Here is a 14546-nt window from a genome sequence, read left to right as displayed (position 1 = left end):
AATCCGCCGTTCCCATCGCGATGGGTTCGTCGGGTTTCCAACTTGGAGCTTGATTTTTTCCATCACGTGAAGGAGAAACAAAATGGCAACAGCAACAAAGAAAGCCGCAGCGAAGAAACCCGCTGCGAAGAAGGCAGCTCCGGCTAAGAAGCCAGTCGCAGCTAAGGCAGCAGCAAAACCAGCAGCTAAGAAACCAGTTGCTAAGAAAGCTGTAGCAAAGAAACCGGTAGCGAAAGCAGCAGCCAAGCCTGCAGCGAAAGCAGCAGCTAAGCCAGCGGCCAAGAAGCCGGTTGCTAAGAAAGCTGTAGCGAAAAAGCCGGTAGCTAAAGCCAAGGCAGCAGCAAAACCAGCAGCTAAGAAGCCAGTTGCTAAGAAAGCTGTCGCGGCCAAAAAGCCAGTAGCTAAGAAAGCAGCAGCAAAACCAGCAGCCAAGAAGCCAGTTGCTAAGAAAGCTGTCGCGGCCAAAAAGCCAGTAGCTAAGAAAGCAGCAGCAAAACCAGCAGCCAAGAAGCCGGTTGCTAAGAAAGCTGTTGCGGCCAAAAAGCCAGTAGCTAAGAAAGCAGCAGCAAAACCGGTAGCTAAAGCAGCAGCGAAACCAGCGGCCAAAAAGCCGGCAGTTAAGAAAGTCGCGGCTAAGCCAGCAGCAAAAAAGCCGGTAGCTAAAGCAGCAGCGAAACCAGCTGCAGCTAAGCCAGCTGTTAAAAAGGCCGCAGCGAAACCTGCAGCCAAGAAGCCAGCAGCCAAGCCGGCAGCAGCGCCAGCAGCAGCAACAACGGTGCTGAACCCGGCAGCAGCTTGGCCATTCCCAACTGGCACACGCCCGTAATCAGGGTTTGCCAGCGCATCTGATTAAACCCGGATGCATCGCCCGCTGTACAGCCTAGCGCTGTCCAGCGGGTTTTTATTTTTGCGGGGTGCGCGCAAGTATTGAGGACCCGTTCCCATGCGATTTGGTCTTCAGCAAGTCCCGACTGCGACCGGGGCTGCCATAGCAAGTATGCTTCCCCCTGAGTTGCGGTATTCTTTCTTCCCGATTGCAAACTATCTCTCCTGCTTCAACTGTTCAGGAGAACGCATATCGCCAAGATTTATCAAATGAGTTCTAGTATATTGGCTGGGTGGTCCAGCCCGCGCCGCCGCCAGCAAGTCAAAATCATTGCTCCATCTGGAAAAGGAAACACGTCGTGTTGCAGAATATCTTTAGCTTGATTATCGAAACCATCGCTAGCGTCCTCGGCGGCGTCCTGTTGCTGCGCTTCTGGATTCAAGCGGTGCGCGTGCGTCCCCCACAGCAGCTTGCGCAGTTCATCTTTACGCTGTCTGACTGGGCGGTAAAGCCGTTGCGCCGGCTGCTGCCAGGGGTCGGCGGCTACGACTGGGCCAGCCTGATCGGCGCGGTGCTGGTGGCTGTCGCCTGCATCCTGCTGGAGCTAGGCGTGCGCTCGGCGTTCAATGCCTCCCTGATCTTCAGTCTGTCGGCATTGTTGTTTTTCCAGTGGGTCTTCTACGGCTTGATTGCATTGCTGATCATCGAAGCGGTTTTCAGCTGGGTGAATCCGCATGCTCCATTGGCGCCGTTCGTGCGGGCCTTGAATGAACCGCTGCTGCGTCCCTTGCGCCGGATTATCCCGCTGGTCGGCAGCGTCGACCTGTCGCCGCTAGCGGCCCTGATACTCTTGAGGGTGGTGCATCTGCTGGTGATTTATCTGATTTCGATAGTGGCATGAGCCGCAGCGCCGGCGCTGGCACGCCTGCCGGGCAGGATGCTGCCTGGTGCTCGCCGATAGCCGGCGGCGTGCGCCTGGCGCTGCAGGTGACGCCCAATGCCAAGAAAAGCCAGGTAATCGGCCCGCTGGAAGACGTGCTCAAGCTGCGCCTGCAGGCGCAGCCGATTGAAGGCAAGGCGAATGAAGCCCTGATCCGTTTCCTGGCGGAGCTGCTGGACCTGCCGCGCAGCCGGATCAACATCACCCACGGCCAGACCAGCAAGAAAAAACTGGTCGAGCTGAGCGGGACGCAACTGACGGTGGATGGCGTGGTGCGCAGCTTGCTGGCCGCGGCGGCGTAGGCACGAAAAAAAACGGCTCCCGCCACTATGTCGGAAGCCGTTTTACATTTTCTGCAAGTATTTTCAGGCGTCCATCTGGCTTTGCAGATAGTTTTGCAGGCCGACCTTGTCGATCAGGTCGAGCTGGGTCTCCAGCCAGTCGATATGCTCTTCGGTATCTTCCAGGATTTCCTTGAACAGCTCGCGCGAGACATAGTCGCCGGCTTTTTCGCAAGCGGCGATACCTTCCTTGACGGTCTTCTGCGCGCCTTGCTCCAGCTTCAGGTCGCATTGCAGCATCTCCGGCGTCGATTCGCCTATCATCAGCTTGTGCAGCGCCTGCAGGTTCGGCAAGCCGTTCAGCATCAGGATGCGGTCGATCAGCTTGTCGGCGTGTTTCATTTCGCCGATCGATTCTTCATATTCTTTCTTGCCGAGCTTTTCCAGGCCCCAGTGCTTGTACATGCGGGCGTGCAGGAAGTACTGGTTGATTGCTGTCAGTTCGTTGGTCAGCTGCGCATTGAGCAGCGTGATGATTTGTTTTTCGCCTTGCATGGGGACCTCGCTATGATGTTGGGGCAGAGTGGAGCGGCGATAAAGGGGGAATCAGTATTTATGCCGGCTTCTCACGCGATCGGAGCGGTGTTTAACCGAAATTCAACCGAAATCGCAGCCATGATAGCGCAAGCAAAAAGCTTTTTCATCATTAGATAGCGCGAATCATTTTCATTGTGATTTGTGCATCTACCTGATTGTCGGCAGGTTCTCGGCAGCGGCCCATGTAAATAGAGCCTGCGCATGAAACCATGGCAGGCTCTATCGGATACAGGCAGCCGGGTAGGGCCGGTCTACTTGGCGTCGGGCTCGGTAACGAAACCGATTTTCCCGAGGCCGCCGGACTGGGCGGCGGCCATCACCTGGGCGACTTTTTCATACTGCACGGTGCGCGCCGCGCGCAAATGCAGCTCCGGTTGCGGCTGCTTTTGCGCCGCTGCCGCAATCCGCGCAGTCAGTTCATTGCGGTCAACCGCTTCTTCGTTCCAGAACAGCTTGCCGTCGGCATCAATCGACAGATTGATGTTTTCCGGCTTGGTCTGGTCCGGCTGGTTAGTCGCGCGTGGCAGGTCGATCTTCACCGCGTGGTTCATCACCGGGATGGTCATGATGAAGATAATCAGCAGCACCAGCATCACGTCCACCAGCGGGGTGGTGTTGATCTCCGGATTGAAATCGTCGTCCGAATCGGACAGGGAACCCATGCCCATCATGCGCCTTTCACGGCGACCAGCTTGGCGCCATTGCCTGAAGCGCTGTGATTGTCCACTTCGCTGCTGGAGCGGGAACCGGTGACAAACAGCGCATGCAAGTCGAAGCCGAATTTATTCAGTTTGGCGATAATCGTCTTATTGCCGCGCACCAGGGCGTTATAGCCGAAGGTCGCCGGAATCGCCACCGCCAGTCCGAGCGCGGTCATGATCAGCGCTTCGCCGACCGGACCGGCAACCTTGTCGATGCTGGCCTGGCCGGAAGTGCCGATCGACACCAGCGCGTGATAAATGCCCCAGACGGTGCCGAACAAGCCCACGAACGGTGCGGTCGAACCAACCGAGGCCAGCACCGCCATGCCGGTCTGCAGCTTGCCGGAAACTTCGTCGATCGCCTGGCGCAGCGACAGCGTGACCCAGTCGCTGACCGACAACTGGTCGTGCAGATGGCCTTTGTGCGCGGCGTGATGGCGCATCGAAGATACGCCGGCCTGCGCTACTTCGGCAAACGGATTCTCGGTGCCCAGCGTGGCAATCCCTTCCGGCAGGCTGGTGGTGTCCCAGAACTGGTGGCCGGCGGCATGCGCGGCGCGCTGGAAGCGCAGGATCTGCAATGCCTTGGTCAGTATCACGTACCACGATGCAATCGACATCGCGACCAGCAGCACCGCCACGCTTTTAATGACGAAATCGCCCTGGCCCCAGAGCGCCTCTAATCCGTATGGACTTGCTTCCATGATGAACTCCCTTGTATCTGTGATGTAAGTGCGGCTGCATCGGCCCTGCGCCAGGCAGGGCCTTTGATTAATTGGATAACTGAAAATTGATGGGCACGATGGCGAATACCGGTAGCGCCTTGCCGTCTTCCATATAGGGCTTGAACAAGGCGCGCATCACGGCTTGCTTGGCCGCATCGTCGAGACGGCCGGAGCCGGACGATTTCTGCACCTCGACCCGCTCGGCGCGGCCCTTGTCATTGATCAGGACGCGGATGACGGCCTTGCCTTCTTCACCCATGCGCTTGGAAATCGCTGGATATTTGACGTCGGGCGGCTGGAGGTATTCCACGCCTGAGGTAATGGTGCGCGGCTGTGCCGGCGCTGCTACCGGTGCAGGAGCGGGCGCCGGGGCGGCGGCGGGAGCTTCTTCGTGCTGTGGCGGCTGTGGTGGCGCTACAGGTACTGAAATCGCGGTTTCCGAGGGAGTATTGTTGACTACTGGCGCAGGGCGTGGAGGCGTGATGCTTTTCTTTACTACGGCGACGGTCTTCGGCGGCGCCGGCTGTGGCTTGGGAGGCATCGGCTCAGGGGCCTTTTCCGGCGTGATGAAACTGGCGAAGATTTCCTTGGGCATCGCTTGCGCAGCCTGGTGAATCAGGCCACTTTCCAGCGCCCAGAAGAAGGCGACGTGGAGCAGCAGAATCGTCCCAAGGGGACCGATGCGTTTGACTTTTTTCCATGCAAGCGCAGGGTAACTGATTGCTGCTGACGACATGGCTGCGCTCATCCCATCCGGCATTAAGCGGCTTGTATGTTTTGCTGGAACACCATGGCGTGAACGTGACGAAGGGCCGCGGGCGCCTTGTTATCCAGGCACTCGCGCAATACGCTTTTGGCGCAGGTATGGCACTTGCCGCAGCAGGTGGCAATCCCCAGGTTTTCGCGCAGCTCGGCCATGGAAGACATGCCCGAATCGACCGCCTGGCGGATCTTTCTATCAGAGACGTTGTTGCATACACAAACAATCATTTTGCATCCTACTGCCATAGTGAGAGGCAGATTAAAAATAAAAGTCGGCCGACAAAGATGTCATCGCGGCCTTATGGTTTATCGGTACTTCTCTAACACAAGCGGTTTGCGGCTACCAACCTGCTGAACAGATTGTATTTTTCCGGCGCCGGCATGGTGCTTTCCACCACCGTGCCCCATTGTTCTGACAACTGCAGGCAGGTAGCGCGCAGCACCGGCGCCAGGTTCGGCAGATCGGCCAGCGCCTTCAAATGCCGCTCGATCACCGAGGCCAACTTGACGCAAGCGCTGGCTTCCTGGCTGCTGGTCGTGTACTGCGACATCAGGTGCAGCACCGCCGAGACCAGCAGTTCCGGCTGCGCCGGGGCGCCGTTGGGCTCTATGAAAGCCGGATTGATTTTCTCAGAGACCATCAAGTAACTCCTATAGTGACTCGCTGGCTGGCTTCCGTATGATGCAGGCGGGCTTCACAAGTTATGGCGGATAAGACTGCCTGTTGAGCTGCTTAAGCAGTCAGGATCAACTTGTTCAGCTGGGTTAGCCTGAGTTTATAAATTCTGCCGCCGTGATCGATTTCAAGCTCGCGCATTTGCTTGAACAGATCCTGGCTCTTGATTCGCGTGACTGCAGATGCAACTGACTTCGTGATGCTGGACACAGGGGCTTTTTCAAGATGTGCTTCGCGTCGTATCGAGTGGCTCATAATAGTCCTTTCTGTAAATGCGAACAATTCGTATTTGTATTATTAGCTACTTGCGCGGGGAATGCAAGCGCTTTTAGCGTGGCGTGCCGCTGCGCGACAGAATGATGCTTGGCAGGCAATACGGCACAAGAGCTGACCATGATGCACGGCGGAAATGTTGCTATGCGTAGCGGGTGAAATCGGCTGGGGAAAGCAGAGTCTGGCAGTTTCAGGTGAGACGGAGGATTTGCTGCTCGCAGCAAAGGGGCAGGCTGGACGTGAAACAAGCGCAAAGATTGCGCTTGTTTGATGATGAATTGCTAATCAGGTGGGACCGCCTAGGTGGGGCCGCCTAGGCAGGGATCAGCCTCATTCAGTCTTGGGCTTGGCCGCTTCGCGCCGGTTGAAGCCGGCCACCATGTCGAAGCGGAACAGGCGGCATTCCAGGGCGCCGTTGAAGAACGGCGTCTTGCGCGCTTCTTTCAGGCGCAGCAGCTTGGGTAGGCCGAGGTCGGCCGAGAACAGGAAGATGCTCCAGCCGGCAAAGCGCTGCTTGAGCGTGGTGCTGAAGGCGGTGAAGAAGGCCGTCAGCAGATCGTCGCTGCTGAGGGTGCTGTCGCCACGCACGCCGATGCGCTCGCCATACGGCGGGTTGGTCAGCATGATGCCGCCTTCGGCATCGCTAGGCGGCTTGACTTCCTGTGCTTCGATCTGCTTGACCGGCACTTCGAACAGGATGCCGGCGTTGCGCAGGTTGTTGAGCGCGATCTGCACCATGTCGCCCGAGATGTCGCTGCCGAAAATGGTCGGCGTGGTCGGCAGGGGATGGGGCTTGAAGCTGCCTTTGATGGCCAGCCATTTTTCGCTTTCGAATTCGTTGAATTTTTCGAAGGCGAAGCGGCGGCGGGCGCCGGCCGGAATGCCGGCCAGGATCTGGGCCGCTTCGATCAGGATGGTGCCGGAGCCGCACATCGGGTCGAACAATACCGTGCCAGGCTTCCAGCCGGAAGTACGCAGCAGGCCGGCGGCGAGGTTTTCGCGCAGCGGCGCATCGCCGGTTTCGGCCCGCCAGCCACGTTTGAACAAGGCTTCGCCGGAAGTGTCGAGGTACAAAGTAAAGTTGTGGGCGTCGAGGAAGCCGACGATGCGCATGTCCGGTGTGCCGGTATCGACCGACGGCCGTTCGTTGCACAGGTCGCGGAAGCGGTCGCAGATGCCGTCCTTGATCTTGAGCGTGGTGAACTGCAGGCTGCGCAAGGGCGATTTCACGGCAGTGACATCGACCCGGATGGTATGGCTGACCGGAAACCAGCTTTCCCATTCCTGTTCCAGCGTCATGTCGTAGATATCGTTTTCATTCTTGTAAGCGCCATGCGTCAGGCGCAGCAGCACCCGGCTGGCGATGCGCGAATGCAGGTTGATGCGCCAGGCATCGCTCAGCAAGCCGGAGCAATGCACGCCGCCGGGCACCTGGGTATGCACCTTGAGCGTGACCGCAGGGGCGCTGAACTGGGCGATTTCCTCCAGCTCTTCCGCCAATGCGGCTTCCAGGCCACGCGGGCAGGGGCAAAAATAGGAGTGTTTATCAGTAGATTTGTGTGACATGGGGATCCCTTTATCCGTGGACGATCAGACCTCGACAAACCTACTGCGCGGCCCAATCTCGGCACTGCGATGCTCACCGTACTTTCGTACGGCTGCGCTTCTCCTGCCGACCCTGGGCCGCTCGCTACGGTTTTTCGAGGCCTCTTTACTACTTATTAATAGAAACAATTTATCTGGCGAACGCGCGTTCGACAAAATCTAGCCGGTCCTGGCCCCAGAACGCTTCACCATCGACCACGTACCAGGGAGCGCCGAAGATGCTGGCGGAAATCGCTTCGTCGGTAAAACGATCGAACTCGCTCTGGACGCTGGCGGTTTCCGCCGATTTCAGCAAGGTCTTGCCGTCATGGCCGAGCTCCGAGGCGATCGCCGCCAGGGTGGCGCTGTCGGCGATATTGCGCTGTTCCGCCCAGACTGCCCGCATTATAGCCCCGGTCAGGGCCAAGGCCGCATCTGTTCCATGCGCCAGCTGGGTGGCGATGATCAGTTTTGCAGCGTCGTCGCTCTGTACCGGGAAAAAAGTCGGCTGCAGATTCAGCGGCACTTGCAGATATTCGCTCCAGCGCCGCAGCTCTTCCAGGCGGTAGGCCTGGCGCTGAGGCGCCCGCTTGGCTAGCGGCAAGCCGCCGGAAGTGTTGAACACCTTGGACAGGTCGCAAGGCTTCAGTATGATTTTGACATCGTATTGCTTGGCCAGCGCCACCAGGCGGGCATGGCCCAGATAGGCGAAAGGTGAATGCGGCGCGAAATAATATTCACAGAGCTTGCTCATGACAGGGCCTCGGGTAGCGTTAGAACGGTTTGACAACAACCAGGATCACAATAGCGAGCAGCAAGATAACCGGCACTTCATTGAACCAGCGCAACCATACATGGCTGCGTGCATTCGCGCCTTTTTCAAATTTCTTCAGCAGGCTGCCGCAGGCATGGTGGTAGCCGATCACCAGGATTACCAGGAATAATTTAGCGTGCATCCAGCTATTGCCAGGGCCTTTGCCGATGCCGTAGCCTAGCCACATCCAGGCGCCGAACAATACCGCGGGGAACGCCAGGATCGTCGTGAAGCGATACAGCTTGCGTGCCATCAGCAACAGTCTCTGGGTAGCGGCCGGATTGGTTTCCTGCGCTAGGTTGACCAGGATACGCGGCAGGTAAAACAAGCCGGCAAACCAGGAGGCGATGAAGACGATATGCAGCGATTTGATCCAGAGCATGGACGATTTCCTTTTTTACCATTGATGATCGGGCAATCCGCGAAAACGCGAAAGGCACGAAAATAAGAACAAGAATTTTTCGTGCCTTTCGTGTTTTCGCAGACCTGTCTTAAAAACTATTGGCGCACTTCACCATGTCCAAACACCACATATTTTAGCGAAGTCAGGCCATCGAGGCCGACCGGTCCGCGCGCATGCAGCTTGTCGTTGGAGATACCGATTTCGGCGCCCAGGCCGAATTCGAAACCGTCGGCAAAGCGGGTCGAGGCATTGATCATCACCGAGGCAGAGTCGACTTCGCGCAGGAAGCGCATCGCCCGCGAATGATTCTCCGTGACGATGCTGTCGGTATGCTGCGACGAGTAAGTGTTGATATGGGCTATGGCTTCATCGACATCGGCGACGATCTTCACCGCCAGGATCGCCGCCAGGTATTCGGTGCGCCAGTCTTCTTCTGTGGCCGCGCTCAGCTGCGGGTAGCCTTGCAAGATGGCTTGCGCTTCGGCGTCAGCGCGCAATTCGACTTGCTTGCCTTGGTACAGGCTGGCCAGTTGCGGCAGGATTTGCGGCGCCACGCTGCGCGCCACCAGCAACGTTTCCATGGTGTTGCAGGTGCCGTAGCGATGGCATTTTGCGTTGAAGGCGATGTCTGCCGCTTTCGCCAGGTCCGCCTGGTCGTCGATGTAGACGTGGCAGATGCCGTCCAGATGCTTGATCATCGGCACCGTGGCTTCTTCGATCAGGCGTGCGATCAAGCCCTTGCCGCCACGCGGCACGATGACGTCGACATACTGTGGCATGGTGATCAGGGCGCCGACGGCTGCGCGGTCGGTGGTGTCGACCACCTGCACCGCATCCGGCGGCAGGCCGGCGCCGGCCAGGCCTTCCTGTACCAGCTTGGCCAGTGCCTGGTTGCAATGATGAGCTTCCGAGCCGCCGCGCAGGATGGTGGCGTTGCCGCTCTTGATGCACAGGCCGGCGGCGTCTACCGTGACATTCGGGCGGGCTTCGTAGATGATGCCGATGACGCCCAGCGGCACCCGCATCTGACCGACCTGGATGCCGCTGGGACGGTACTTCATGTTCGAAATTTCGCCGATCGGATCGGGCAAAGAGACAATCTGTTCGAGCCCCGCGATCATGGTGGCGATGGCCTGCTCCGACAGCGTCAGCCGGTCCAGCATGGCGGGCGCCAGGCCGTTGGCGCGGGCGGCCGCCAGATCGGCCTGATTGGCGGCGCGCAGCAGTTCGGCATCGCGCCGGATGGCGGCGGCAATCAGGGTCAGCGCACGGTTTTTCACAGCGGTGTCGGCGCGCGCCATGGCGCGCGATGCGGCGCGGGCGCGTTGTCCGACTGCAGTCATGTATTGTTGGATGTCCATATGCCTATGTTCTTAACTTCTTTGCAATTCGTGTATCTTGCCTAACTGCCTTGTTCAACCGCTCTGCGCAACTTTTAAGCCTAATTGCAGCAGGGCATCCCAGGCATCGCCGCTGAACGCCTTGGCACGCAAGCCCTTGACCATCTTGTCGACCTGCGCCGCATCTTTCAATGCCGCTTCCAGCGTCGCCAGGCTCAGGCGCCGCAGCGCTGGCTCCATCAAGCGTTCGCGCGGCCCCCAGATGCGATATTCCTTCAGCAGCGCCGGGATAGGGCGCCCCTGGGCGGCGGCCGATTTCAATTTCAGCAAGGTGCGGATTTCCTCGGAAACCGCCCACAGCACCAGCGGCAGGGCTTCGCCTTCGCCTTTCAAGCCATCCATCATGCGCACCAGGCGCGCGGCATCGCCCACCAGCATTGCTTCATTGAGCTTGAAGACATCATAGCGCGCGACGTTGAGGACTGCATCGTGACACTGTTCGAAGCTGAGCTTGCCGGGTGGATGCAGCAATGCCAGTTTCTGGATCTCCTGGTGCGCCGCCAGCAGGTTGCCCTCGACCCGGTCGGCGATGAAGTCCAGCGACTGGCGGTCCGCGCTCTGCTGCTGCGCAGCCAGGCGGACGCCGATCCAGTTTGGCAGCTGCGCCCGCTCGACCAGCGGGATATCAATGTATACCGCGGCCTGTTGCAGGCTGGCGACCCAGGCCGCCTTTTGCGTGGCCCAGTCCAGCTTGGGCAGGCTGATGATGGTGACGTTGTCGGGATTCAGCGTCGCCGTATAGCTTTGCAAGGCCTGGCCGCCATCCTTGCCCGGCTTGCCGCCGGGGATGCGCAATTCGATCAGCTTCTTGTCGCCGAACAGCGATTGCGACTGGTTGGCGGCCAGCAGCTCGCCCCATTTGAAGCTACGGTCGACCACCAGCACATCGCGCTCGCTGCAGCCGTGGCTGCGCGCGCTTTTGCGTATCTTGTCGGATGCCTCCAGCGCCAGCAGATGCTCGTCGCTGGTGATCACATACAAGGGAGCCAGGGTCTTCCCCAGGTGGCCGTCGAGCGCGTCAAACCGCAATTGCATGCACTTTTACCTTTGAACTGATTATTTGGCCGGCGCGGCAGCTGGAGCAGCTGCAGGCGCTACGTCCGGCGTTGCAGCCGGCGCCGCTTCAGGCTGCGTCGGCTGCGCCGTCTTGATGGCGGCCAAGCGGCGCAGGATCTGCTGCACCATGTCGGATTGCATGTCGCGGTAGAGCAGTACTTCTTCCGCATCCTTGGACAATTCCTGCGACGAGTTGTAGCTGATGTCGCGTTTCAGCGTGATCAGCGTCGGCGCCAGCAATTCTTTGTTTTGCGCATCAATGACATGGAAAGTCAGGCGGTAGTACAGCATGTACTCGCTTGGACGGCCGGAACTGTTGGTGGTCAGGATGACTTTCTCGCGGGTCTCGCTGAGCACGCCCAGCGTGACTTCGGCGCCTTCCGGCTTCGGCAGCACCTTAGTATTGCCGCTGGCAACGATATTGCGCTTGAGCTCGATTCCCAGGGGCGAAGTAGGAGCGAAAGTCATGTACAGCGAACTGAAGGGCAGATTGGCCGAGCCGCGCAGGTGAAAACCGCAGGCGCACAACATGGCAGTGATCAGCAGTACGACAGGCCAGCGCAGCCAGTTGCGGGAAGCAGGCATTGTGAGAGACATTCTGTTCAGCATTCAGGCATTCCTTGTTTCAAGATTCAGGCTGGATCCGCAGATCCGGCCACGGCCATCGCCTAGGCGACGATATTGACAAGCTTTCCAGGCACCACGATGATTTTCTTGGGCGCGCCTTCGAGATATTTCTGCACATTCTCATTGGCAAGCGCCGCTGCCTCGATGCTGGCCTTGTCGGCATCCTTGGCGACGGTAATGCTGCCGCGCAGCTTGCCGTTCACCTGGATCATCAATTCGATCTCGCTCTGCTCCAGCGCCTTGGCGTCGACTTCCGGCCAGCTGGCGTCGAGCAGGTCGCCGTACACCGCGGCAAAGCCGAGCTCTTGCCACAAGGTGTGGGTGATGTGCGGCGCAACCGGATTCAGCACGCGCAGGAAAATCGACAAGCCTTCGGTCAGGACCGCATAGCTGGCCGGCGACTGGTCGAGCTTGGCCGCTTCCAGCGTGTTCAGCATTTTCATGCAAGCCGAAACTACCGTGTTGTACTGGATGCGCTTGAGGTCGTGGTCGGCCTGCTGCAGGATCTTGTGGACTTCACGGCGCAAGGTTTTCTGGACGTCGTTCAGGCTCGAAAAATCCGCTGCAGCGCCTGGCGTAATGCTGCCGGCGCGCGCATAGCTGAAGGCCCACACCCGGCGCAGGAAACGGTTGGCGCCTTCGACGCCGGTGCCCGACCACTCCAGGGTCTGTTCCGGCGGCGAGGCAAACATGGTGAACAGGCGCGCGGTGTCGGCGCCGTACTGGTCGATCTGGGCTTGCGGGTCGATGCCGTTGTTTTTTGACTTTGACATCTTCTCGGTGCCGCCGATTTCCACCGGCTGGCCGTCCGATTTCAGGATCGCCGTCAGCGGCCGTCCCTTGTCGTCGAAGGTCAGGTCGACGTCTTCCGGATTGTGCCAGGTCTTCTTGCCGCCGGCCTCTTCGCGGAAATAGGTTTCGTTCAGCACCATGCCTTGCGTCAGCAGGTTGGTGAACGGCTCGTCGAACTTGATCAGGCCGAAATCGCGCATGACCTTGGTCCAGAAGCGCGCGTACAGCAGATGCAGCACGGCGTGCTCGATGCCGCCGATATACTGGTCCATCGGCATCCAGTAATCGTTGCGCGAATCGACCATGGCGTCGTTGCTCTTTGGCGAGCAATAGCGCATGTAATACCAGGACGAATCGACGAAGGTGTCCATGGTGTCGGTTTCGCGGCGCGCCGGTTTGCCGCACTTGGGGCAGTCGACGTGCAGGAATTTTTCATGCTTGTTGAGCGGATTGCCGCTGCCGTCCGGTACGCAGTCTTCTGGCAGGATCACCGGCAGATCTTTTTCCGGCACCGGCACATCGCCGCATTCGCCGCAATGGATGATAGGGATAGGCGTGCCCCAATAACGCTGGCGCGAAATGCCCCAGTCGCGCAGGCGGTAGGTGATCTTCTTTTCACCCAGGCCGTGCGCCGCCAGGTCGGCCGCCACCGCATCGACTGCCTGCTGGTAGTTGAGGCCATCGTATTTGCCGGAATCGGCGCAGACGCCGTTTTCCTTGTCGCCATACCATTCGTGCCAGCTTTCTTCGGAGTAGGTCTTGCCTGCCACCGCGATCACCGGACGGATCGGCAAAACATATTTCTGGGCGAAGGCGAAGTCGCGCTCGTCGTGCGCAGGCACGCCCATCACGGCGCCGTCGCCGTAGGTGATCAGGACGTAGTTGCCGACCCACACTTCGATCTGCTGGCCGGTCAGTGGATGCGACACGTACAAACCGGTCGGCATACCTTTCTTTTCCATGGTCGCCATGTCGGCTTCGATGACGCTGCCCTTTTTGCATTCGGCGATGAACTCAGCCAGTTCCGGATTGCTTTTGGCGGCGAAGGTGGCCAGCGCATGTTCCGGCGCCACCGCGCAGAAGGTCACGCCCTTGATGGTGTCGGCGCGGGTGGTGAATACCCACAGCTTGCCGTCCTGGATCAGCTTGCCGTCTTCTTCGATCTTGTGCGGGAAGGCGAAGCGCACCCCGGTCGACTTGCCGATCCAGTTGGCCTGCATCAGGCGCACCCGTTCCGGCCAGCCGGGCAATTTGGTTTCCACGTGCTCCAGCAGTTCTTCGGCGTAGTCGGTGATCTTGGCGTAGTACATCGGGATTTCGCGCTTCTCGATCAGCGCGCCGGAACGCCAGCCGCGGCCGTCGACCACCTGCTCGTTGGCCAGCACGGTCTGGTCGATCGGATCCCAGTTCACGGTGCCGGTTTTTTTGTAGATGATGCCTTGCTCCAGCATCTTCAGGAACATCCACTGGTTCCACTTGTAGTATTCAGGCGTGCAGGCGGTCATTTCGCGCGACCAGTCGATTGCCAGGCCCATCGCCTGCAACTGCTTTTTCATGTGCGCGATATTGGCATAGGTCCATTGCGCCGGCGGCACGCCGTTAGCCATGGCGGCGTTTTCCGCGGGCATGCCGAAAGCGTCCCAGCCCATCGGCATCAGCACGTTGTAGCCGTTCATCCGCAGGTAGCGGTACATGACGTCGTTGATGGTGTAGTTGCGCACATGGCCCATGTGCAGCTTGCCCGATGGGTAAGGCAGCATGGAGCAGGCGTAGAACTTCTTTTTATCCTGGCCGTTCTTGTCCTTGGCATGTTCGACAGCCTTGTAGGCGTCTATGGATTGCCAATAGTCTTGTGCTGATTTTTCGACGTCGGTTGAACTGTATTTTTCTTGCATGACGGGAGCTAAAAAGTGAATGTTATCCGCCCGCACTGCAAACGGCGTCAGGAACTGCCATGCCGTCGGCGGAAATGCAGGCCGGGACGAGCGGGGCGTTTCTGATCGTTCTTGGTGCGGTTCGGAATGGGAGCTTGCTGGGCTGGGGCAGTATTTCACGATCCGCGAAACATTGCCTCATCGACCCCGAACCG

17 protein-coding genes are annotated in these 14546 nt (G+C 59.0%); 3 read left to right on the top strand and 14 right to left on the bottom strand.

Annotated elements, in window-relative coordinates; genetic code table 11:
• Nucleotides 1-82 precede the first annotated feature (82 nt).
• The 3 genes from BCF11_RS07355 to BCF11_RS07345 all read left to right on the top strand — a co-directional run bounded on the left by BCF11_RS07355 (nucleotide 83) and on the right by BCF11_RS07345 (nucleotide 2068).
• Complete coding sequence (locus tag BCF11_RS07355; RefSeq protein ID WP_098494166.1) at nucleotides 83-826, top strand: histone H1-like DNA-binding protein; 744 nt, start codon at nucleotides 83-85, stop codon at nucleotides 824-826.
• Nucleotides 827-1184: 358 nt separating this feature from the next.
• The gene (locus BCF11_RS07350) at nucleotides 1185-1727 is read left to right on the top strand and encodes a YggT family protein (RefSeq protein WP_098494165.1); all 543 of its coding nucleotides are present in this window, start codon (nucleotides 1185-1187) and stop codon (nucleotides 1725-1727) included.
• Entirely contained in the window at nucleotides 1724-2068 is a 345-nt protein-coding gene (locus BCF11_RS07345) for a DUF167 domain-containing protein (RefSeq protein ID WP_098494164.1), read from the top strand. Before BCF11_RS07350 ends, BCF11_RS07345 begins: the two co-directional genes overlap by 4 nt.
• Before the next feature lie 63 nt (nucleotides 2069-2131).
• On the opposite strand, the gene bfr is transcribed toward BCF11_RS07345, so the two are convergent.
• From bfr to leuS, 14 genes are all read right to left on the bottom strand, one after another.
• Nucleotides 2132-2602, bottom strand: coding sequence for a bacterioferritin (gene bfr, locus BCF11_RS07340; protein WP_098494163.1), 471 nt, complete (start codon nucleotides 2600-2602; stop codon nucleotides 2132-2134).
• A 293-nt stretch (nucleotides 2603-2895) separates the two neighbouring features.
• Complete coding sequence (locus tag BCF11_RS07335; RefSeq protein WP_098494162.1) at nucleotides 2896-3312, bottom strand: biopolymer transporter ExbD; 417 nt, start codon at nucleotides 3310-3312, stop codon at nucleotides 2896-2898.
• Nucleotides 3312-4049: a MotA/TolQ/ExbB proton channel family protein gene (locus tag BCF11_RS07330; protein ID WP_098494161.1), complete on the bottom strand. Its 738-nt coding sequence runs from the start codon at nucleotides 4047-4049 to the stop codon at nucleotides 3312-3314. The genes BCF11_RS07335 and BCF11_RS07330 overlap by 1 nt, the downstream gene beginning before the upstream one ends.
• A 67-nt stretch (nucleotides 4050-4116) precedes the next feature.
• A complete protein-coding gene (locus BCF11_RS07325) occupies nucleotides 4117-4806 on the bottom strand; it encodes an energy transducer TonB (protein ID WP_098497369.1) in 690 nt (229 codons plus the stop codon).
• Between the two features lie 23 nt (nucleotides 4807-4829).
• On the bottom strand, nucleotides 4830-5060 hold the full coding sequence (locus BCF11_RS07320; protein WP_061944299.1) for a bacterioferritin-associated ferredoxin: 231 nt from the start codon (nucleotides 5058-5060) through the stop codon (nucleotides 4830-4832).
• A gap of 92 nt (nucleotides 5061-5152) precedes the next feature.
• Nucleotides 5153-5473: a hypothetical protein gene (locus tag BCF11_RS07315; RefSeq protein ID WP_098494159.1), complete on the bottom strand. Its 321-nt coding sequence runs from the start codon at nucleotides 5471-5473 to the stop codon at nucleotides 5153-5155.
• A gap of 92 nt (nucleotides 5474-5565) precedes the next feature.
• Nucleotides 5566-5763, bottom strand: coding sequence for a hemin uptake protein HemP (hemP, locus tag BCF11_RS07310; RefSeq protein ID WP_061946525.1), 198 nt, complete (start codon nucleotides 5761-5763; stop codon nucleotides 5566-5568).
• 348 nt (nucleotides 5764-6111) lie between these two features.
• Nucleotides 6112-7347 (bottom strand): class I SAM-dependent RNA methyltransferase, encoded by a 1236-nt coding sequence (locus tag BCF11_RS07305; protein WP_098494158.1) that lies wholly within the window; start codon nucleotides 7345-7347, stop codon nucleotides 6112-6114.
• A gap of 169 nt (nucleotides 7348-7516) precedes the next feature.
• Nucleotides 7517-8119, bottom strand: a complete 603-nt coding sequence (locus BCF11_RS07300; protein ID WP_098494157.1) for a 2-hydroxychromene-2-carboxylate isomerase — start codon at nucleotides 8117-8119, stop codon at nucleotides 7517-7519.
• 19 nt (nucleotides 8120-8138) lie between these two features.
• A complete protein-coding gene (locus BCF11_RS07295) occupies nucleotides 8139-8561 on the bottom strand; it encodes a CopD family protein (RefSeq protein WP_098494156.1) in 423 nt (140 codons plus the stop codon).
• 116 nt (nucleotides 8562-8677) lie between these two features.
• Nucleotides 8678-9943 (bottom strand): glutamate-5-semialdehyde dehydrogenase, encoded by a 1266-nt coding sequence (locus BCF11_RS07290; RefSeq protein ID WP_098494155.1) that lies wholly within the window; start codon nucleotides 9941-9943, stop codon nucleotides 8678-8680.
• Nucleotides 9944-9997: 54 nt separating this feature from the next.
• On the bottom strand, nucleotides 9998-11017 hold the full coding sequence (holA, locus tag BCF11_RS07285; protein ID WP_098494154.1) for a DNA polymerase III subunit delta: 1020 nt from the start codon (nucleotides 11015-11017) through the stop codon (nucleotides 9998-10000).
• Between the two features lie 21 nt (nucleotides 11018-11038).
• Entirely contained in the window at nucleotides 11039-11635 is a 597-nt protein-coding gene (gene lptE / locus BCF11_RS07280) for an LPS assembly lipoprotein LptE (protein WP_233212406.1), read from the bottom strand.
• 71 nt (nucleotides 11636-11706) lie between these two features.
• Nucleotides 11707-14352 (bottom strand): leucine--tRNA ligase, encoded by a 2646-nt coding sequence (leuS, locus tag BCF11_RS07275; protein WP_098494152.1) that lies wholly within the window; start codon nucleotides 14350-14352, stop codon nucleotides 11707-11709.
• Nucleotides 14353-14546 lie beyond the last annotated feature (194 nt).

It is taken from the genome of Collimonas sp. PA-H2 (genome assembly GCF_002564105.1).
Taxonomy (GTDB): domain Bacteria; phylum Pseudomonadota; class Gammaproteobacteria; order Burkholderiales; family Burkholderiaceae_D; genus Collimonas.
The sequence above is the reverse complement of the archived record's forward strand: the minus strand, read 5'-3'. Positions and strand labels throughout refer to the sequence as shown.